General features: G+C 73.7%; 14 protein-coding genes. 6 read left to right on the top strand and 8 right to left on the bottom strand.

Annotated features, from left to right (window positions below):
* Positions 1-357: 357 nt before the first annotated feature.
* Positions 358-1,749, bottom strand: coding sequence for a HAMP domain-containing sensor histidine kinase (locus AB0N04_RS32790; protein ID WP_360217747.1), 1,392 nt, complete (start codon positions 1,747-1,749; stop codon positions 358-360).
* 6 nt (positions 1,750-1,755) lie between these two features.
* The gene (locus AB0N04_RS32795; protein WP_360217744.1) at positions 1,756-2,430 is read right to left on the bottom strand and encodes a response regulator transcription factor; all 675 of its coding nucleotides are present in this window, start codon (positions 2,428-2,430) and stop codon (positions 1,756-1,758) included.
* 448 nt (positions 2,431-2,878) lie between these two features.
* Between AB0N04_RS32795 and AB0N04_RS32800 the strand changes: the two genes are divergently transcribed.
* Together AB0N04_RS32800 and AB0N04_RS32805 are read left to right on the top strand one after the other, a co-directional pair.
* Complete coding sequence (locus AB0N04_RS32800; RefSeq protein ID WP_360217741.1) at positions 2,879-3,703, top strand: hypothetical protein; 825 nt, start codon at positions 2,879-2,881, stop codon at positions 3,701-3,703.
* Positions 3,700-5,184, top strand: coding sequence for an NADH-ubiquinone oxidoreductase-F iron-sulfur binding region domain-containing protein (locus tag AB0N04_RS32805; protein WP_360217738.1), 1,485 nt, complete (start codon positions 3,700-3,702; stop codon positions 5,182-5,184). The genes AB0N04_RS32800 and AB0N04_RS32805 overlap by 4 nt, the downstream gene beginning before the upstream one ends.
* A 641-nt stretch (positions 5,185-5,825) precedes the next feature.
* On the opposite strand, the gene AB0N04_RS32810 is transcribed toward AB0N04_RS32805, so the two are convergent.
* Entirely contained in the window at positions 5,826-9,428 is a 3,603-nt protein-coding gene (locus AB0N04_RS32810) for a hydantoinase B/oxoprolinase family protein (RefSeq protein WP_360217735.1), read from the bottom strand.
* Between the two features lie 128 nt (positions 9,429-9,556).
* Here AB0N04_RS32810 and AB0N04_RS32815 point away from each other — a divergent pair, with 128 nt between their 5' ends.
* Positions 9,557-10,714, top strand: a complete 1,158-nt coding sequence (locus AB0N04_RS32815) for an NAD(P) transhydrogenase subunit alpha (protein ID WP_360217732.1) — start codon at positions 9,557-9,559, stop codon at positions 10,712-10,714.
* A 2-nt stretch (positions 10,715-10,716) separates the two neighbouring features.
* Here AB0N04_RS32815 and AB0N04_RS32820 read toward each other — a convergent pair whose 3' ends face one another.
* Complete coding sequence (locus AB0N04_RS32820; protein WP_360217729.1) at positions 10,717-11,328, bottom strand: hypothetical protein; 612 nt, start codon at positions 11,326-11,328, stop codon at positions 10,717-10,719.
* A 525-nt stretch (positions 11,329-11,853) separates the two neighbouring features.
* Here AB0N04_RS32820 and AB0N04_RS32825 point away from each other — a divergent pair.
* Both AB0N04_RS32825 and AB0N04_RS32830 read left to right on the top strand, forming a co-directional pair.
* Positions 11,854-13,134 (top strand): lipase, encoded by a 1,281-nt coding sequence (locus AB0N04_RS32825; protein ID WP_360217726.1) that lies wholly within the window; start codon positions 11,854-11,856, stop codon positions 13,132-13,134.
* A 10-nt stretch (positions 13,135-13,144) separates the two neighbouring features.
* Positions 13,145-14,173, top strand: a complete 1,029-nt coding sequence (locus tag AB0N04_RS32830; protein WP_360217723.1) for an alpha/beta hydrolase — start codon at positions 13,145-13,147, stop codon at positions 14,171-14,173.
* 299 nt (positions 14,174-14,472) lie between these two features.
* Here AB0N04_RS32830 and AB0N04_RS32835 read toward each other — a convergent pair whose 3' ends face one another.
* On the bottom strand, positions 14,473-16,026 hold the full coding sequence (locus AB0N04_RS32835) for a Na+/H+ antiporter (protein ID WP_360217720.1): 1,554 nt from the start codon (positions 16,024-16,026) through the stop codon (positions 14,473-14,475).
* A 276-nt stretch (positions 16,027-16,302) separates the two neighbouring features.
* On the bottom strand, positions 16,303-17,799 hold the full coding sequence (locus AB0N04_RS32840) for a hypothetical protein (RefSeq protein WP_360217717.1): 1,497 nt from the start codon (positions 17,797-17,799) through the stop codon (positions 16,303-16,305).
* Between the two features lie 510 nt (positions 17,800-18,309).
* On the opposite strand from AB0N04_RS32840, the gene AB0N04_RS32845 reads away from it, so the two are divergent.
* On the top strand, positions 18,310-18,498 hold the full coding sequence (locus AB0N04_RS32845) for a hypothetical protein (RefSeq protein WP_360217714.1): 189 nt from the start codon (positions 18,310-18,312) through the stop codon (positions 18,496-18,498).
* Here the strand turns inward: AB0N04_RS32845 and AB0N04_RS32850 are convergent.
* On the bottom strand, positions 18,480-19,163 hold the full coding sequence (locus AB0N04_RS32850) for a response regulator transcription factor (RefSeq protein ID WP_360217711.1): 684 nt from the start codon (positions 19,161-19,163) through the stop codon (positions 18,480-18,482). The two genes, AB0N04_RS32845 and AB0N04_RS32850, sit on opposite strands and share 19 nt — an antisense overlap.
* Positions 19,160-20,938, bottom strand: a 1,779-nt coding sequence (locus tag AB0N04_RS32855) for an ATP-binding protein (protein WP_363365633.1), incomplete at its 5' end; no start/stop codon positions are given. The genes AB0N04_RS32855 and AB0N04_RS32850, both read right to left, overlap by 4 nt.

A 20,938-nucleotide genomic window follows, 5' to 3' on the forward strand; every position in this document is an offset into this window, starting at 1 on the left:
CGCCCAGAACGGCAGTGCCCGCGGCGGCCGTGGTCAGCACGGCGGCGGTGACCACGCCGACGCGCCGCAGCCCCCGGTCGCGCCGACGGACGGCGGGGTGGTCGTGCAGGGGGTCGGAGTCCGGCATCGTGCACCTCCCGGCGGCGGCGCCCCCGCACCGGCGTCGAGGGTGCGGCGGGGGCCGCCTGCGTCTCATCCGGTTTCCAGCGTCCGCCACAGGAGGTCGGAATCCCGTTCAGAAATCCTTCGGATCCGGTAAAGATCGGCGCAGCGCCGGGCCAGAGCGGGCCGCGAGTACCGCCACCGCCGGCTCGGGCGGGGGTGTCCGGGCGCCCGGACGGACATGACGTCCGGGGGTCAGCCGGGTGCCTGGGCGGGGCGGCCGGGCTCCTGCCCGCGCGGCACGGCGGGAAGTTCCAGTACGACGGTCAGCCCGCCGCCCGGGGTCTCCTCCAACCGGGCCGTGCCGCCGTTGGCGGTCGCCAGCCTGTGCACGATGGCCAGGCCCAGGCCGGTGCCGCGCGCCTGGGCGTTGCCGAAACGCCGGAACGCGGCCGCCCGTGCCTCGGGGCTCATCCCCGGCCCGTCGTCGATGACCCGCAGTTCCGTCCCCGTCCCGAAGGAGGGCGCTGCAGGTGCCGTCTCCAACCGGACGGTGCCCCCTGCAGGTACCGCGTCCAGGGCGTTGGCCAGCAGGTTGTCGAGCAACTGTTCGAGGTGGCCGCCGCTCAGGAACACGACGGGTCGGCCCGGGCAGTGCGCGGCCAACCCGACCCGTCGTTCGGCGGCCACCGGCTCCCAGGCCGCGATCCGCTCGGCGACGACGTCGTCCAGCCGCACGTGGACGGGCGTGGGCACGGCGTTCTCCGCCCGCGCCGCGGCCAGCAGGCCGTCCACCAGGCGAGACAGCCGGGCGATCTCCTCCTGGGCGCCGGCCAGCTCGGCCGCGTCCTCGCCCTCGGCGTCCGCGGCCAACAGGTCCAGCCGTAGGCGCAGCGCCGTCAGCGGGGTCCGCAGTTGGTGGGACACGTCGGCGGTCACCGCCCGGTGCCCGTGCACCAGGGCCTCGGTCCGAGCGGCCATGGTGTTGAAGGTGGCGGCGAGCCGGCGCACCTCTTCGGGCCCGGAGTCCGCCGGGGCACGGACGTCCAGTGCCCCCTCGCCCAGGCGGCGGGCTGCGGCGTCGACCGCCTGGAGCGGACGCCCCACCCAGCGGGCCAGCCGCACTGAAACCAGCGTCCCGAGGCCGAACCCGACGACGCCGATGAGCGCGAGCCAGCCCCAGACCGCGGCGATCCGGTCGTCCAGCGGGTCGGTGGACCGCACCAGGACGGCCACCCCGACCGGGGCGGCCTCGTCGCCGATCGGCGTGGCCGCCGTCAGCGCGTCGCCGGACCGTCGGGTGACGGTGTCCGGGTGGGCGAGGGTCGAGGCCACCAGACGGTGGGCGGTTGCGGAGGTCGCGGCGGCGCACGAGGTGCGGGCGATCACTCGGGCCGACGCGTCGTACACGGCCGCGCACCCGCCCTCGTCCTGCGTGTCGTCGAGCAGTTCGAGCATGTCCGTGTCGGGCTTGTGATCGGAGAGGTGCTCCTCGGCGGCGGAGGCCAGGGTGCGCGCCGCGGCCTGGGCGGTGCCCCGGAACGACGTCTCCTCCCGCTGGGTCAGCAGGGCGCCGAGCGGGACTACCGCGAGTACCAGCAGGACGGTGACCAGGGCCAGGACGGTCAGGGCGATTCGCCGGGTCATCGCTGCTCAGCCCGGTTCGCCGAGCCGGAAGCCCCGGCCGTAGACGGTCTCCACCAGGCCGGGTACGCCGAGCTTGCGTCGCAGCGCGGCCACGTGGACGTCCAGGACCTTGGTGGGACCGTACCAGTGCTCGTCCCAGGCCCGTTCCAGGATCTCCTGCCGGGAGACGACCCGGCCGGGGTCGGTGGCCAGGCACTCCAGGATGTCGAACTCCTTCGGGGTGAGGGCCACCTCCTTCCCCTTGACGGTGACCCTGCGCGTGCGCGGGTCGACGACCAGTACGCCGTGCCGCAGCAGTTCCGGTTCGGCCGGGCGCGTGCGGCGGAGCACCGCGCGGATCCGGGCCAGTAGCTCGGCCAGACCGAACGGCTTGACCAGGTAGTCGTCCGCGCCCTCGTCCAGGGCCGAGACCCGGTCGCTCTCCTCGCCCCGCGCGGTCACCACGATGATCGCCGCGTCGCCGCGCTGCCGAAGTCGGTGGCACACCTCGACCCCGTCCAGATCGGGCAGGCCGAGGTCGAGCAGGACCACGTCCGGCTGCGGTGTGACGGCGAGAGCCGCACGGCCCGTCTCCACGGTCTGCGCCGCGTACCCGGCGCGCTGCAGGCCCCTGACCAGCAGCCGGGCGATCCCCGCGTCATCCTCGACCACCAGGACCCGTACCGCCGCCGTGCTCTGCATGGCCCCAAGCCTAGGGGCGTGCGCGGGCCCGACCGCGCCCCGCGCCGTGACCGGCGGAGGGGCCCGTCGAATCGGGGGCACGGTCCGGCCGGGCGATGCCCGGCGGGCCGTCCGCTCGTCGGCCGGCCCGGAGGTGCCGGCCGGAGCCCCGGCGCCCGGCACCGTGAGGCCGGTAACACCGGCCGGAGCGTCTCCTACGGTCGGTCGTACCCGCGACGTCCCTGGTCGGGGGCACTGTCGGGAGGCCCGCGCGGCGGCCGCCTACGGTGCATGGTCGTACTGAGGGGCCTTGGGCCCCGCCGCGAGCCACGCTAAGAATGGGCCCGTCATGCCTCGCCGCCCGCACCACCAGGGGGCGGCACCCCCCGTGCGGGTCGGCTGACGCCCTGCCGCGGTCCCGGTTCCGGAACGAGCCGCGCGACCCGGGCCCGCGAAAGAAGGTTCCCCGATGTTCGGCTACGCCCTGTCCGCCGCGCCCGCGCTCCACCCGTCGCCTCCAGCAGTCGTCCGGGTCCAGGCCTTCCTGGACTACTTCGCCGGCGTCTTCACCTTGCTGTCGCTCACCGCGGTGGTGGTGTGCGGGCTGGTCGCCACGGACCGGCTGCTGCTGACACCGCGGATGCGGGTGGCCGTGCAGTCGGCACACCGGGCGACGGCCGTCGCAGCCCTCGGATTCCTGGGCGTCCACATCGCGGTCAAGGTCGCCGAGCGGCACGCCGACCCGTGGGCCGTGGTGGTCCCGTTCACCGGAGGCACCGGCGTCGAGGTCGCCCTGGGGACCGTGGCCGCCGACCTGATGGTGTTGGTCGCGGCCACGGGCGCGGTGCGCGCAAGGTTCGCGGGCAGCCGCCACGCCTGGCTCTGGCGGGTCCTGCACTCCACCGCGTACGCCTGCTGGCCGGTCGCCCTGGCCCACGGGCTGACCGCGGGCAGACCGGCACACGCCTGGGTGTGGTGGGGCTACGGGCTGTGCGCGGCGGCGGTGGCCCTCGCCCTGCTGGTGCGCACCCTCGCCGGCGTGGGCCGGCGACGGGCCGTCGGCCTGCACCGGCGCAGGACGCGTGCCCGCCGCCCCGCCACCGCGCGCGCGGTCACGTTCGCCGATCTCACCGCCCGGGCCTCCCGGGTGGACAGCGGTGCCCGCCCCCTGGCTCGACCGGCCCCGTCCGCAGCCGGCCTCTCCTCCGCGGGTCGACTGCCGCGCCAGCCGCGGCACGCCGGGCCGCCTGCGGCCGGCCCGTTGCGTCTGGCCCGGCCGGGCGGTGGCCGATGAGCCCGGCGCCCGCGCTGCCCGAGGTGCGCTGGCTGGCACCCGCACGGCTCACGGCCGGCCTGGACCGGAAACGGCGACTGGACCTCGCGGCACACAGGTCCGTCCACCCGTTGCCGCCGTCCCCGTCCCGGGACGACCTGCTTTCGCTCGCCGAGCGCGTGGACCTGCGGGGTCGCGGCGGCGCCGGATTCCCGTTCGCCCGCAAGGCGCGCGCCACCCTCGTGGCGTCAGACCGCTCGGGCGCGCGCCCCGTCGTCGTGGTCAACGGCGCCGAGGGCGAGCCGCCCAGCGCCAAGGACACGATGCTGCTCGCCCGTGTGCCGCACCTCGTCCTGGACGGGGCGCGCGCGGCGGCGGCGGCGTTCGACGCGGAGGAGATCGTGATCGGCGTCGCGGCGGGTGGCCCCGGCGAGGGCTCCGTCACCGCGGCGCTCGCCGAGCGCGAGGACGACCTGCCGTGCCCGGCCCGTGTGGTGTGCCTGCCCGAGCGGTTCGTGTCGGGCGAGTCCAGCGCGCTCATCCGCGGCGTGAACGGCCTCGCGGTCGTGCCCGGCACGGTGCGGGCCCGCGCTGCCGACGGTGGGCCGGGCGGTGTCCGGCGGCGCCCCACGTTGCTGTCCAACGCCGAGACGTGGGCCCAGCTCGCGCTGGCCGTGCGGCTCGGTGCCGCAGGGTACGCGGCGGTCGGCACCGCTGCGGAACCCGGCACGGTGCTGCTCACGGTCAACCGACCGGATGCCGGCCCCCTGGTGGTCGAGGTTCCGGCCGGGGAGGCCATGGGACCGGTGCTGGAGGCCTGTGGCACCCCCGTGGACGAGGGTGTGCTCGTCGGCGGTTACCACGGGGCGTGGCTGCCAGCACGGGACGCCGTCGGCGCTCCGCTGTCCCGCGCCGGTCTGGCGGGGCTCGGCGGCACCTTCGGCGCCGGAGCGGTCGTCGCCCTCCCCGGGGACACCTGCCCACTCGGCGAGATCGCCCGGGTCGCGGCCTGGCTGGCGGGCGAGTCCGCCGGACAGTGCGGACCCTGCCGGCGGGGGCTGCCGGACGCTGCCGACGCACTGGCGGACCTGGCCGCCGGTGCCGCCGGGCCCGCCGTCCTGGAACGGGTCCGCTCGGCCCTCGGGGCGGCGAAGGGCGGCGGCGCCTGCGCCCACCCGGACGGCACGGTCCGCTTCGTCCTGACCGCGCTCGACGTCTTCGCGGAGGACGTGGCAGCGCACGTCGCCGGGCCCGGGTGCCGTCGGCCGACGCTCGGGGTGCTGCCGCTCCCGGGGGAGACCGGGCCCCGCCTGGAGGTGGACTGGTCCCGCTGCACGGGACACGGCCTGTGCGCCGTCGTGGCACCCGGGCTGGTTCGGCTCGGCCCGCACGGCTACCCCGCGTCGACCTCGATGCCCGTCACACCGTGGCAGCAGCACGCCGCGCGACGGGCGATGAGCCAGTGCCCGGCGCTGGCGTTGCGGCTCGACCGGCGCGGCTGACGGCCGAGCCCGGCGACCCGGCTGTCGGCGGTCACACGGCGCGACCGGCTCATGGCGGGCCACCGATCCCGCCCGGTGAGGGCACCGACGGCCGTGCCGGGCGGGGTCAGTGGCCCGCCAACGGGACCCGACCGGCCCGTGCCCACCCCCCGTCGCGGCCCGGGCCCGGGCGGCCCCCGACCCGGGGCCGCCCGGCCCATGCAGGATCCCGCGACTCGTCGGACAGTGGAACGCAGCGTGCCGCCCACCCCGGACGGTGCCGGACACCTGACCGAGGACGGCCCGATGGACACCACCACCGCACCCCTCGCGGAAGGATCACCGCGGCGATCGCGATCGCCAGGTTCGGCGCGCCTCCACCGGATGGTGCTGCTCGCTTCCACGGTAGGAGGGGATCGCGGCGGACGGCAGGGCCGACCGGTCCCTCGGCCGGGGCCGGTACAGGCCCTGCTCGACGCCTTGCAGCCGGCAGGGAGCGCCCGACCGATCCTCCCCGCCCGCAGCTACGGCGGCAGGGGCGGGTGATGACCCGATCGCCTGAGCACGTGACGGCGATGATCCGCGGCAGCGCCGTCACCCGGCCCACCTGCCGCCGGCGGCGTCCGACCCCGGACCTGCCCGCCGTCAGGCCGGTCGCTGCCCTACCGGCGCCGGGAACCGTCACCGCGTCGGGGCGTGTCCGGGCTGCCGTAGCCGCCACCACCGGGCGTGCGGATCTCCAAGGCGTCACCGGCCGCCACGTCGGCGCTGACGCAGCCGGGCAGGTCCTCGACGGTGCCGTCGCCGCGCAGGATCCGGTTGACGCCGAGGGCGCCGGCGGAGCCGCCGGCCATGCCGTAAGGGGGGACCCGGCGGTGGCCGGAGAGCAGGCTGACGGTCACCGGTTTCCGGAAGCGCAGGCGGCGTAGAGCGCCGTTGCCGCCGTGCCACCGGCCGGTGCCGCCGCTGCCGTGGCGGACGGCGAAGTCCTCGACGAGGACGGGCAGGCGCCATTCCAGGACTTCGGGGTCGGTCAGGCGGGAGTTGGTCATGTGGGTCTGGACGACGTCGGCGCCGTGGAAGCCGGGGCCGGCACCGGAGCCGGAGGCGACGGTCTCGTAGTACTGGTGGTGCTCGTTGCCGAAGCTGAGGTTGTTCATCGTCCCGGAGCCCTCGGCCTGGACACCGAGGGCGGCGTAGAGCGCGCCGGTGATCGCCTGGGAGGTCTCGACGTTGCCGGCGGCAACGGCGGCGGGGTAGGTCGGTGCGAGCATCGAGCCCGGTGGGACGACGATCCGCAGCGGGCGCAGGCAGCCGTCGTTGAGCGGGATGTCGTCGGCGACGAGGGTGCGGAAGACGTACAGGACGGCGGCGTTGACGACGGCGGAGGGGGCGTTGAGATTGCTGTCGAGTTGGGGTGAGGTGCCGGTGAAGTCGATGGTGGCCGTGCGGTCCTCGCGGTCGATCCGGACGTGGACGGCGATCACGGCGCCGGAGTCGGTCTCGTAGCGGTAGGAACCGTCGCTGAGGTCGTCGATGGCCTGGTGGACGGCCTGTTCGGCGTTGTCCTGGACATGGCGCATGTAGGCCTGGACGAGGTCGAGGCCGAAGTGATCAATCATCGCGTTGACTTCGTCGACGCCCCTGCGGTTGGCGGCGATCTGGGCACGGAGGTCGGCGAGGTTGGTGGCCGGGTCGCGGGAGGGGTACGGCGCTTCGGTGAGCAGGCGGAGGGTCTCGGCCTCGTGGAGCCTGCCGTCCGTCACCAGCGGCCAGTTGTCGAAGAGCACGCCCTCCTCGTGGATCTCGCGGCTGGAGGCCGGCATCGATCCGGGCGTGATGCCGCCGATCTCGGCGTGGTGGCCGCGGGAGGCGACGAAGAACAGGACGTCGCTGCCGTTCGGGTCGAAGACCGGGGTCACCACGGTGACGTCGGGCAGGTGGGTGCCGCCGTGGAACGGGTCGTTGACGGCATAGGTGTCGCCGGGGCGCATCCGGGGGCCGCTGCGGCGGATCACTTCCTTGACGGTGGTGCCCATCGAGCCGAGGTGCACGGGGATGTGCGGGGCGTTGGCGACCAGGTTGCCGTCCGGATCGAAGAGCGCGCAGGAGAAGTCCAGCCGCTCCTTGATGTTGACCGACTGGGCGGTGGACTCCAGTCGGGCGCCCATCTGTTGGGCGATCGCCATGAAGAGGTTGTTGAAGACCTCGAGCAGGACGGGGTCAGCCGTCGTCGGGGCGGGCGACTCGGTGCGGGACCGCTCCTGCTGGACGAGTAGATGTCCGTGCGACGTCATGGTGGCCCGCCAACCGTCGTCCACGACGGTGGTGGCATTGGCCTCGGTGATGACGGCCGGGCCGGTGACGGTGTCGCCGGAGCGCATCGACTCCCGCTCCCGCAGTGGGACTCGGCGCCAGTCGCCCCCGGTGTACAGCGACACCGTCTTGAGTCCGGACCCGGCTACGGGTCCGGGGCGGAGCGCGTCCAACTCCGGCTGCTCGGTGAGGCCGGTGCCCTCGACGGCCAGAGCCTCGATCACGAGCGGGCGGTCCAGCAGGAAGGAGTAGGTGGCTCGGTGCCGATCCTCGAACTCGGCCCGCATGTCGGCCGGTTCGCCCAGCGGGACGCCGATCGTGGTGTCCGTGCCCTGATAGCGCAGCCGGGCCCGACGGGCCAGTCGGATCCGCTCCTTCGGCGCGCCCTGGTCGAGCAGCTGCTCGGTGGCTGCCCCGGCCAGCGCCTCGGCCCGCTCCCGCACGGCGGCCATCTCCTCCTCCGCCAGCGGGCGTTCCACGGCCTGCTCGCGCAGGACGGTGGTGTCGGCCAGGCCGATGCCGAGTGCGGACAGGACGCCGGCCATCGGCGGGACCAGCACCGTGTGGATGCCCAGTGCCTCGGCCACCGGGCAGGCGACCTGGCCACCCGCTCCGCCGAAGGTGGTCAGGGCGTAGCGGGTGACGTCGTGGCCCTGCTGGACGGAGATGCGCTTGATCGCGTTGGCGATGTTTCCGACCGCGATGCGCAGGAATCCCTCGGCCACCGCCTCCGCCGAACGGTCGCCGATCGCCCCTGCCAGTTCGACGAACTGATGTCTCGTCGACTCCTCGTCGAGTGGCAGGTCGCCGCCGGGCCCGAAGACGTGCGGGAAGTGCTCGGCCTGGATCCGACCGAGCAGCAGATTGGCATCGGTGACGGTCAGCGGCCCGCCGCCCCGGTAGCAGGCCGGCCCGGGGTCCGCGCCGGCCGAGTCCGGCCCCACCCGCAGGCGTTCACCGTCGAAGCGCAGCACCGAGCCTCCGCCCGCCGCCACGGTGTGGATCGCGAGCATCGGCGCCCGCAGCCGTATCCCGGCCACCTGGGTGGTCACCACTCGCTCGTACTCGCCCGCGAAGTGTGACACGTCGGTGGAGGTGCCGCCCATGTCGAAGCCGATCACCCGGTCGTAGCCGGCGAGTCCTGACATCCGCACCATGCCGACGATGCCGCCGGCCGGGCCGGAGAGGATCGCGTCCTTGCCCCGGAAGTGCCCGGCCTCGGCGAGTCCGCCGTTGGACTGCATGAACATCAGCCGGACACCGCCCAGTTCGTCCGAAACCTGCCGCACGTAGCGGCGCAGGCCGGGGTTGAGATAGGCGTCGGCCACGGCGGTGTCGCCGCGCGGTACCAGCTTCATCAGCGGGCTGGCTTCGTTGGACAACGAAACCTGTTCGAAGCCGAGTTGCTCGGCCAGCCGTCCGATCCTGCGCTCGTGCGCGGGATGGAGGTAGCTGTGCAGGCATACAACGGCGACGGAGCGGATGCCGTCGTGCAAGCAGGCCCTCAACTCCGCGGCGAGCCGGTCGAGGTCGGGCGGGCGAAGCACCTCGCCGTCGGCGGTGATCCGTTCGTCCACCTCCACCACCCGGGCGTACAGCGGCTCGGGCAGTTCGATCCCGCGGGCGAAGATCTGCGGCCGGTTCTGGTAGCCGATCCGCAGCGCGTCCGCGAATCCCCTTGTGATGACCAGGACGGTCGGCTCGCCGGTGCGCTCCAGCAAGGCGTTGGTGGCCACCGTGGTGCCCATCCGGACCGAGTCGACGTCCGCCTCGAGGTCCGCGTCGGGCGGCAGCAGGGCCCGGATCCCCGCCACGGCGGGATCACGGTGGCGGGCTGGGGCGTGCGAGAGGAGCTTGTGGGTCAGCAGACGGCCGTCCGGGGCCAGGGCCACCACGTCCGTGAAGGTCCCGCCCCGGTCCACCCAGAACTGCCAGCCCCTGGATGCCATGACCGGCTCCCTCCGCTGTGCCGCGTGGCGCCCCGCGCGTGAGTGGCCCTGCGTACGAGTATCCGACCGGGCGAACTGGCCGGGCAAACGGAACATACTGGTCCTGCCGGCCGACCTGGGAGGCAGTGATGGCGATTTCGGCGGTGGGAGTGCTCCGGGAGACGGCGCCGGGCGAGCGTAGGGTGGCCCTCGTGCCGGACGTGGTCCCAGCCGTGGGCGGCCTCGGCGTGACGGTCCTGGTCGAGTCCGGCGCCGGCTCCCCCCTCGGCTACGACGACGCCGACTACCGCATGGCCGGCGCCGCCGTGACCGGGCACGCTGAGCTGCTGGACCGTGCGGACGTGCTGCTCGGCGTCCATCCGCCGAACGTCGACCCGGTGGGTGATCTGCGCCCCGGGCAGGTACTGGCAGCGCTGCTGCGACCGCACCGGATCCCGTACCTGGTCCGCAAGTGGGCGGACCGGGGCGTGACGGCGATCGGCCTCGACCTGGCGCCGGACCTGCCGGCCGCGTACCCGCTGGACGCCGAGGCCTCCCAGGCGAGGGTGGCCGGTTACCGGGCGGTGCTGCTCGCCGCTGCCCGGATGGACCGCTGCCTGCCGCCGTGGGGATCGACGGACGGGTTGTTCGACCCGGTCCGGGCTCTGGTGGTGGGTGCCGGACACGCGGGCCTGCAGGCGATCGACACGGCCCGTCGCCTGGGCGCGTCGGTCCGCGCCGTCGAGCTGCGTCGGCCCAAGCGCGCAGCGGTCGCCGCCCTCGGGGTCGAGCTGCTGGCGCTGCCGGGTCTCCACCCGGTGGCGGACGACCGGGAGCTGTGGGACACCCTCGACCACGGGCGATCCGCGTGGACGGCGGGGCTCGCCGAGGCCGTCGCGTGCGACGACCTCGTGGTCACCGCTCTCGGGCTTGCCGGCCGAAACCCCCCGGTGCTGCTCGGCGCGGGCACAGTGGCGGCGATGCGGCCCGGCTCGGTCCTGGTGGACCTGGATGTCGAGCCGGACGGCGGCAACACCATCGAGGGCGCACTCCAGGGTGTCACCGTGCCGGTCGGCCGCGGAGTGACGGTGATCGGAGCGGGTGAACTGGCGGAGGAGGTACCGGGGAGCGCCTCGCGCGCGTACGCCCACAACGTGCTGGCGCTGCTCGGCCGGCTCCTGCGGGGCGGGGCACTCGCGGCCGACCCGGTACTCGGCCCGATGCTGGTGACCGACCGGGGCACGGTGCTGCACGAACCCACCAGGAGGCTGCTGTTGGAGGCGACCGCTGTCGCCGGCCTGCCCTGACCTCAGGCCCCGGTGTGCGAGAACAGCATCGCGTGGCGGGCGATCGACCCCGCGTGGTCGGCGCAGTGCAGGTAACAGCAGGACAGCAGCACCAGGTCGGCCGAGTCGACCGGGTCCACCTCCTCCTCGTGGATCAGCAGCTCGTACAGGAGCCTTTGCCGTTGGCCGACCTCGTGCACGTCCGCCAGCAGGTCGGCGACGTCCTCGGGCGCACCGGACTCCAGGACATCGGCCGCACGGGCGACCACGTCCAAGGCCGTGTCGGCGATTCCGCGCAGCGGAGCCCGAAGCCGCCCGTCGACCGGTTCACGTTCCTGACGTGCCCAGGCCGCCTCCAGCAGCCGTTGTGCGAGCTGTCCCAGGGACTCCACCTCGGTGCCCACATGGACGCCCATGACGACCCCGGCCTGCCCGCCGAGCGTGCCGGCGGCGTCCTCCTCGATCCGGGCCCGCAGCTCCGCCAGGGACTTCTCCGCGGCCGGAATCCCGTCGCGGCCACCGACCGGTTCCGCCAGCGCGGCCGTGGCGCCTCGCAGAGCGGTGTGCGCCAGCCGGACCAGTCCGGCCAGCTCGGCGATCAGCGCGCGGTACGTCCCGTCCCTGCTTCCGGACATCGCCGACTCCCGTCCTCGTCGGAACAACCCGTACCGTCGGCACCCTGTCCCCGGAGTGCGGTGTGCACGCGCGCCGACCTCACGGTGGCCCCCAGATCAGTGTCACACCCGCCGTGGCGTCCAGCCGCCCGGGTCGTCGTGGACACGGGCCCGCGACTCACGACGGCTGTCCCACATCACCGGGCCTGGCCGGTGCTCCGTCCGGCCTTCGCGGACCGAGAGGGACCGCGATCGTGGACGCGGTGCGGCTGGAGCCCGCCGCAGACCCCGCCGTCCGGATCCACAACGCGGTCGAGCACCCGGTGGTCGTCGGCCGTCTGCCGGTGCCTTTCGGCGCGTGCGCCGCCGGTGTCCTGGCGACTCCGAGCGGTCGTGGCGGCGTTCGCGGAGTCAGCGCGAGGTCCACGGACCAGGTGGCAGACGCCCACACTGTGACGCCCGACATATGTGTCGCCGCCATAGGGATGGCACTCCGGCATCCGTAACGTGTCGCGCACGGGAGCCGAACGAGGAGGAGCGACGCACATGCGGAGGAACGGACGTGGTGGGCGGAGAGGCTGGGGCTGGCTGCTCGCGAGCGTGCTGGCGCTGATCGGTGCGGTCGTTCCGGCGGGGTCGGCCTCGGCGGCGGTGCCGCCCTACCTGACCCTGGAGGCGACCTACAGCGGCGTCGCCAACGGCTGGGACCGCGTCGAGCGCTACCTCGACACCACCTCCGGCTTCCGCCAGGAGCAGTATCCGCCGGACGGCCGCGGCAACCAGGACGGCCAGCGGCTCACCTTCTTCGGCGGCGTCAAGCAGCCCTTCTCCGGCCGTTTCCTGCTCTACTCGGCCCCGGGCTGGAACACCGGAGCGCGCCAGGTCCCCGTGCTGCTGGTGCACGGTGCCAACGACAACCCGGACCGGGCCTGGGCCAACCCCGGCGAGTCCGGCGGATACGGCTGCGGCGCCGCCTCGTGCCCGAGCACCGGGCTGATGCAGAAGCTGGCCGGGCAGGGCTACCGGGTCTTCGCGATCGGCTTCGCGCACAAGCAGGGCGACAACCTGATGCAGGCCCAGGAGGTCGGCGACGCGGTCGCGTTGATCCGCGCGAAGCTCGGTGTCCCGCAGGTGGACGTGGTGGGCTGGAGCAAGGGCGAGATGTCGGCCCGGGCCTACGTCTCCTCGGTCAAGCCCGCCTGGGGCCGCGCGTACGCGGGCGACGTGCGCAAGCTGATCACCCTGGGCGGTCCGAACGGTGGCTACGACTACCCCTTCGCGCACGGGTGGGCGCACGACTTCTCGATCTGGCCGCAGTGCGGCGGTGCGATCAACGCCCCCTCTCCGCACCTGCACATGACCTGCTACGGCACCTACACCGCGCACCCGGAGTTCTCCTTCACACCGACGAGCGGCTACGACGACTACCCCGGGCAGCGGCAGATGCTGGCCCGCTGGGACTCGGTCTTCGGCGTCGACCAGACCCAGCAGGACTGGTACACGACCTACTACGGCGGGCAGGGCTTCTACACCGACGGCGGCGGCATCCAGGCCGCGATCGACGCCGGCTCGCTGATCGCCCCGCTGCGCCAGGCCGGGGTGCCCTCCTCGGTGAAGGCGTACCTGCTGGCCGGCGGGACGCCCAACATCCTCGGGATCTTCAACGAGGATCGCGGCCCCAGCGACGGCGTGGTCTTCGTGGCCAGTGCGCTGGACACCACCGGCTTCGGCACCGTCGGCGGCACCGCGCTGATCGCCTCCGCCAACCACCTGGAACTCGGCTGGGACAGCGCGGCGAGCGCGCAGGTCGCCGGCTGGCTGAACTGAGGAGATCCGGATGATCACCGATCGACTGGTGGCCACCGACCGGCTGACCGTGAACTACGCCGAGGTCGAGGGCCGGACCGGGGAGCCCGTGGTCCTGGTGCACGGCAACGTCTCCTCCGGCGTCTTCTGGCACTCGACGATGACCGAACTTCCGACACGCTACCGGCCGTTGGCTCCCGACCTGCGCGGCTTCGGCGGCAGCGAGCCGCTCCCGGTGGACGCCACCCGGGGTCTGCGCGACCACAGCGAGGACCTGCTCTCCTTCGTGGCGGAACTGGCACTCGGCCCGGTGCACCTGGTCGGCTGGAGCATGGGCGGCGGGGTGGTGCTGCAACTGCTCCGCGACCGGCCGGAGCTCGTCCGCTCGATCACCCTCGTCAACCCGGTCTCCCCGTACGGCTTCGGCGGCACCCACGGGGTGGACGGACGGCTCAACTCGCCCGACGGAGCGGGCTCCGGCGCCGGCGGTGCGGCCCCCGAGTTCGTCCGGCTGCTGCGTGAGGGCGAGCCGGGCGCCGGGTCGCCGTTCGCGCCGCGCTCGGTGCTGGACACCGCCTACGTCAGCGAGCCGCTCGCCGAGCCGGACCGCTACGTGGCGGCGATGCTGACCACCCGGACCGGCGAGGACCACTACCCGGGCGACAGCCGTACGAGCGAGGCCTGGCCCGGCTTCGGACCCGGCGAACGCGGGGTGCTCAACTCGATGGCACCGACCCACTTCCGGATCGACGACCTGGAAGTGGTCGAGCCGAAGCCGCCGATCCTGTGGATCCGCGGTACGGCCGACGTGATCGTCTCCGACGCCTCGCTCTTCGACCTGGCCCACCTGGGGGCCATCGGTGCGGTTCCGGGCTGGCCCGGCGCGGACACCTGCCCGGCGCAGCCGATGGTGGCGCAGACCCGCGCCGTGCTGGACCGCTACGCGGCCGCGGGCGGGCGGGTCCGCGAGGTCGCGGTGGAAGGCGCCGGGCACAGCGTGCAGTTGGAGCGCCCGAAGGAGTTCCTGGCCGCGCTGGTGGAGACCCTGGGCGGGGTGTGACGGCGAGGCCGCCGCTCCGGAGGTCGCACCGCCCGGGGCGGCCGGCACCTGCGCCGACCCCGGGTGCGTGCGCACACCACCGGGGGAGCACCGGGTACCGGCCTCGACTCTCGTTCATGCCGGACGTCGGCTTCGGCGTGCCCGGCCGCTGAGTTCCGGCTCGCCGCGGAGTTGTTCCGCCGCCTCAGCGGGCCTCCGCTCCCGGCGGCGAGATCGCCGGAGACCTCGTCGAGCGGCCGACCACCCCTGGCTCCGGCCCGGCCCGCCGGCTGAAGGCCGCCGACCGAGGCGTGAGCCCGTCAGAGCGTGCCGAGGGCGGCTTCCTCCCGGTCGAGGTCGTGCTGGACGCGGCGGCGGGTGGTGTCGCTGATCCGGTGCTCGTCGTAGAGACGGTGCAGTTCGGCGCCCTGGACGGCGATGACCTCGCGGCGCAGCTGGCGGTAGGCGGTGTCGGCGGTGGTGCCGTCGGGGGTCTCCGGGGTGCGGTCGAGGCGGGCGGTGAGGGCGCGGCGGACGCGGTCGAGGGCGGTGTCCGGGACGGCTTCCAGTTCGGCGAGGTGTTCCACGTGGTGGAGGGCGGCGCGGTTGAGGGCGTCGCGGGTGTCGTCCTCCTCGCGGGCGGTGTGCTCGGGTTCGAGGGCGAGGCCGGAGCGGTTGACGACGGCGGCGAGGGTCAGGCCCTGGACGACGAGAGTGAACACGACGACGGCGGTGGTGAGCACCAGGACCAGCGGCCGCCCGGCGAGCTTGGTGCCGTCGTCGGCGAGCAGCGGGATGGACAGGGCCGCGGCAAGGGGCATGACGCCGCGGGTGCCGGCCCACGTGACCACCCCGGCGACCCGCCAGGAGAGCCGGTCCCGGCCCCGGCTGGGCTTGACGGCGCGGGTCAGCGGCAGGGTGGAGAGGACGCGTACGGCGATCAGCACCGCGGCGAGCGCCAGCGCCTGTAGTGGCCACCAGCCGGTGCCGGCGGGCAGGTCCCGCACCAGGGTGGGCAGTTCCAGGCCGACGATGGAGAAGACGACGCTCTCCAGCAGGAACACCACCACCGCGTACACGGCGTGCAGCTGCAGCCGGATGTGGGCGTCGGTGAGCCGGTGGCCGGAGCGCCCGAGCAGCACCCCTGCCACCACCACGGAGGTGACGCCGGAGGTGTGCGCGGACTCCGCGAGGACGTACGCCGCGTACGGGGTGACCAGCGCGATGACCGTCTCCAGCACCGGGTCGGTGGTGCGGCGGCGCACCAGCCAGACCAGGCCGGCGACGGCGGCGCCGACCACGCTGCCGCCCCCGCCGAGCAGCAGGAACTCCCCGCCCGCCGCCGGCACGCTCACCGAGGCGCCGACGGCCACCGCGATGCCGACGGCGACCTTGAACAGGACGAGCGAGGTGGCGTCGTTGAACAGGCTCTCCGCCTGTACCAGCACCTGGAGCCGCCCCGGCAGCGCCAGCCGGCGGCCGAGCGCGGTGACGGCCACCGGGTCGGTGCTGGAGAGCACGGCGCCGAGGACGAAGGCCATCGCGGGCGGGAGTCCCGCGACGGCGACGGCGGTGAAGCCGACGGCGGCGGCGGAGGCGAAGACCAGTCCGAAGGAGAGGATGGTCACCGGCCGCCAGACCGTGCGCAGGTCGCGCAGCGACAGCTCCTCGGCGGAGGCGTACAGCAGCGGCGGCAGGACCACCATGCCGATCACCTGCGGTGGGACGTGCAGCGCGGGGACGCCGGGTATCAGCGCCACCCCGATGCCCGCCAGGACCAGCAGGGACGGCGCGGGAACGCGCAGCCGGCCGGCGAAGGTGGCCACGGCCGTGGCCAGCACCACCAGGACGAGAACGATCGCCACAACGTGCATCGGTGGAAAGGACCCCATCGCAAGAACCGGGGTCACCGCCGCCGATCGCCGCAGTCGTCCCCCGCGCCGACCAGGCTTCCCGGCACACCTGTGGTCATCTTATCGGAGCATTAGCGGGGAGTGGCAGAGCAGAACCGCGAGCCACCGGAGCTCGACCAGCGCGAACGAGGCGTGATCGCATCGGGCCGCGTCCGGCACGGCAGCCGTTCACCGCGCTTCTACGACTGCGGACGGCGAACGGCCATGAGCCAAGGGCGCTGCGGCCCGTGTCCCCCGTCAGACGAACTCGCGCAGGCGCGGCCGCACTCCCAGCACAGTCAGGGCGAGCGCCATCGCCAGTGCCACCGCGCCGAGGGCGGCGGTGGTGGCGTCCAGGTCGTCGTCGGTGGTGGCGACCGCGGCCTCGAAAGCACGCTGGTTGATCGCCTGGTTGTCGTCCAGCGCGGCGCTGAGCACGCCGAAGTCGGCGTTGGACTGGCCCGGGTTGAGGCCGGTGTTGAAGGTGACGGCCTCCTTGAGTTTGCCCTGGGCGTTCAGCTCACGGATCTTCCGGTCGTCGCGTTGGTACTGCTGGAACGCGGTCAACACCCGCTCCGCCGCGTCCTGCTCACCGGCGAAGGTGATGTTGCGAAGCTCGTCGCCGAGGTACCCGCCGAAGCCCACCTGACTGTGGTCGGCCCGGTGCTGGCCGGCCAGTGCGGCGAGCCGGTCGTTGTATGTGGCGAGGGTGGCGCCGTCGACCCGGGCGAAGGACTGGGTCTTGTCGAGGAAGCCCTGCTCGTAGGCGGCCGCCCGGGCGGGGTCGGTCAGGTAGCGGCTCTCGTCGGCGTTGAGGTCGTACGCGACGGCGCGGGCCCGGCTGAGGGCGATCAATGAGTCGAAGGAGTTGCTCTTCGCGACCACCAGTTGGTCGTCCGCCCGCGAGGCCAGTGCCAACGCGCTGACCAGGCCGACGACGGTGAGCAGACTCGTGACGGCCAACGGCACGTTCACCAGTCGCCGGAACCGCACCGCCAGCAGCCGCTGCAGCAGCCCGAGGGCAACCAGGGCCAGCAGTCCCGTGAGCAGGATCCACCACCAGCCGCCGGCCAGGGCGTCGCGCTGGTCGGCGTAGTTGCCTTCCACGACCGCCGCGTTGGCCTTGGTCACCTCGTCGACGGCCGGCAGCAGCTGCTGGCGCAGCAGGTCGCTGGCCTGCCGGTAGGCCGCGAGGCCGTCCGCGGACGGACGACCGGCCGGGGCGTGTGCCTGCTCCTCCAGCAGCTGCGCACGGGCCACCAGCGCTTCGTAGCGGCCGAGTTCACCGATGACGGTCTGGACGGCCCGCTGCCCGGCCGCGTCGCCCGCGACCGCCTCCGTGACGCGCTGCAGGTCGGTGTCGGCCTGGGTGCGCCGCTGTTCGTAGCTGTCCAGGGTCTCCTTGCGCAGCGCGGAGTAGTCCGGGTCGGCACCGAACAGCAGCAGGTTGGCGGCCTGGGCGTCCATGTCGTTGAGCGCGAAGTAGAGGTCCGCCGAGCGCACCACCTGCGGCGCGGCCTGGTGGCCGATGACGTCCGTGCCGTCCCGGGCCCCGCCCAGGACGGTCCCCGTCGCCGTTGCGGCGACGAGAAGCGCGGCGAGGCAGAGTCCGGTGAGCCAACGCACCAGGCGCGGGGTGTTCCACCAGTCCCGGCTGCGCCAGGAGCGGCCGAGCCAGTGACGGGGGGCGCGCGGCGCGGGGAGTGGTACGGCCGTCTCCTGTCGCGCCGTCTCCGACGCGACCGTCTTCCCCATGACAGCCGTACCGCCCGACGTTCCCGTTGGCATCGCCGTGCGCCCCCTCCCCCTGTTTTTCACTGGCCGCCGAACCCTCCCCGGAGGAACCCGCCGGAGGTCGGGGTTCGGCAAACGGTCCGCCGCCAGGCCCCACGCCCGGGCAGCGAACCGTTTCCTCGCAGCTCACACTAGGTGCGGACGAACACCCGTCCGCCCGCCCTGACGGGTCCTTGACGCTGCCGACGGCCGTCTTGACGGACCATTGGCGCGGGATCCGTCCAGGTGCGCGGACCCGGCACGGTGCGTGCGGGGCTGCTGTCTCTCAGTGCGCGATCGCCACCGCTGTTCGGTGGCCCCGAGACCGAGGTGTTCTGGGCCGGGTTCCGCGTCCTTCGCGCGAGCGTGGGCTGACCGGGGTCCGCCTGGTGATCGGCGATCACTGCAGCGGCCTCGTCAAGGCGATCCGCAAGGTCTTCGCCCAGCCCTCCGAGACTTGCGGTCCTGGCCCAGCTCGACACCGTCGCAGAGGTGCTCGGCAAGCGGGTCCGCAGGGTCTGCCTGATCCTTCTGGAGGCCGAGGACGCGGATCAACCGCGAGATCGAGCTCGCACCGACGTCGTCCAGCTCTTCGCGAACGACGACGCGCTGCTGTGGCCGGTCATCGCCGCTGTCGAAGAACGAGATCGCACTACCCGCGTTCAAGGCTGGAACCGGTAGCCGATCCCGGGCTCCGTGATCAGGTGGCGCGGCCGGCCCGGGTCGGGTTCGAGTTTCCGCCGCATGCTGGAGAAGTAGACCCTCAAGTAGTTGCCGTTGGCCGCCGCGTCCGGACCCCAGACCTCGGTCAGGATCTGCTTCCCGGGCACCAGCCGACCGGGGTTGGCGAGCAGCAGGGCGAGGATCTTCCACTCGGTCGGGGTCAAGCGGACAGGGCCGTCCGGACCGACGACCGTGCCCGCGCCGAGATCGACCTCGTGCGAACCGATCCGTGCCGACGGCTCGGGAGCCGTCGGGACACCGCCCAGTGGCCTGCGCAGAATGGCTCGTAGGCGGGCAAGGAGTTCGTCCACGACGAAGGGCTTGGTCACGTAGTCGTCCGCGCCCGCGTCGAACGCCCGGAGCTTGTCCTCGATGTCGGTTCGCCCGGTCAGCACGATGATCGGCGCGGTCAGTGTGGAGCGGATGCCCTTGATCACGTCCACGCCGTCGAAGTCCGGCAAGCCGAGGTCCAGGACGATGGCGTCGGGTGGCGCCTGGCCCGCCGAGTCCAGGGCTTCCTGGCCGGTGGCCGCGGTGAGCACCGAGTAGTGCCGGGCCTGGAGGGTGATCCGCAGGGTACGTAACAGCGCCGGTTCGTCGTCGACGACGAGGATGTGGCTCACCGGTCCGCGCTCCTCTCCAGCAGGGCGATGTCGGGTTCCTCGATCCGCGTCTCCGGTGCTGCGGGCAGGGTGAGCAGCATGGTGGTGCCGCCGCCGGGGGTGTCCTCGACCTCCAGGCTGCCGCCCATGGCTTCGGCGAGGCCGCGGGAGAGGGCCAGGCCGAGGCCGACGCCGGTGGTGTTGTCGGTGTCGCCGAGGCGCTGGAAGGGCAGGAAGACCCGGTCGCGGTCCTCGGGCGCGATGCCGGGGCCGCGGTCGATCACCCGGATCTCCACCTGGTCGGCGTGGTGGCTGGCGGTCACCAGGACGGGTGCGCCGGGGGCGTTGTGGCGCAGCGCGTTGGTGATGACGTTGGCGAGGACGCGCTCCAGCAGCGGGGGGTCGGCGAGCACCGGCGGGGCGGTGTCGAGGTCGAGGGGCTGGATCGGCGCGTACGGGTCGGGGAGCGAGTCCATGGCGCGCATCAGGACGTCCTCGAGCGGGACGGGGGCCAGGTGCAGGGTGAGGGCGCCGGCCTGGAGGCGGCTCATGTCGAGCAGGTTGTCCACCAGACGGGTGAGTTTGACCAGTGATTCGTCGGCGGTGGCGAGGAGTTCGGCCTGGTCCTCGGGCGAGAACTCGACGTCGGGGCTGCGCAGCGAGCCGACCGAGGCGAGGGCGGCGGCGAGCGGGGTGCGCAGGTCGTGGCTGACGGCGGCGAGCAGGGCGGTGCGCATCCGGTCGGCGGCCTTGATCGGTTCGACCTCGGCGGCGGCCACGGCGAGCCGGTCGCGTTCCAGGGCGGCGGCGACGTGGGCGGCGAAGGCGGTGAGCACGCGCTGGTCGGCGGCGGGCAGCCGGCGGCCGGTGAGGACGAGCACGGCCCGTTCTCCGACTGACACCTCGGTGGTCTCCTGGCCTTCGGTCTCGTCGGCCCCGGCCGTCTCGGCATCGCTGCGGGCGATGGTCTCTCCCGTGAGGCTGTCGAGCAGGGCCACGGAGTCCATGCCGAAGGCCGTCCGGGACTTCTCCAGCAGGGCGGGCAGCGCGTCGGCGCCGCGCAGCACGCTGCCGGCCAGGGTGGAGAGGGTCTCGGCCTCGGCTGTGGCCCGGGCGGCCCTGCTGGTGAGCCGGCCGGCGTGGTCGACGACGGTGGAGACGGTGAGCGCGACGGTGGCGAAGACCACCAGGGCGACGATGTTGTTGGCCTCGTCGATGGTCAGAGTGTGGAGCGGCGGGATGAAGAAATAGTTCAGCAGCACTGAGGCGATGAGCGCAGCCAGCAGGGCGGACAGCGCGCCACCCAGCAACGCCACGGCCACGACACCGAGTTGGAAGATCAGCGCGTCGGTGGTGAGGTTGAGTGTGCTACGGAACGGCGACAGCGCGAGGGTGAGCAGCAGGGGAACGATCAGGCCCGCTGCGTATCCGGCGATGGTGCGGCGCTTGGAGTGGCGGCGGCCGAGGGCGGGCAGCCGGCCGCGGCCGGTGAACGCGTGGGTGACCATGTGGACGTCGATGTCCTCGGAGGCGTCCACGGTGGTCTGTCCGGTGCCGGGGCCGGTGAGGAAGCGGTTGACCCGGCCGCGGCGGCTGGTGCCGAGTACCAGCTGGGTGGCGTGGTGGGCGCGGGCGAAGGCCAGCAGCGCGGTGGGGATGTCGTCGCCGACGACCATGTGATAGCTGCCGCCGAGGGACTCGACCAGTTGCCGCTGCTGGGCGAGCGCACCGGAGGAGGCGCCGGCCAGGCCGTCGCTCCTGGTCACGTGGACGGCGAGCAGCTCGCCGCCGGCGGT

The sequence above is a fragment of the Kitasatospora sp. NPDC051702 genome (assembly GCF_040681575.1).
GTDB lineage: Bacteria > Actinomycetota > Actinomycetes > Streptomycetales > Streptomycetaceae > Kitasatospora.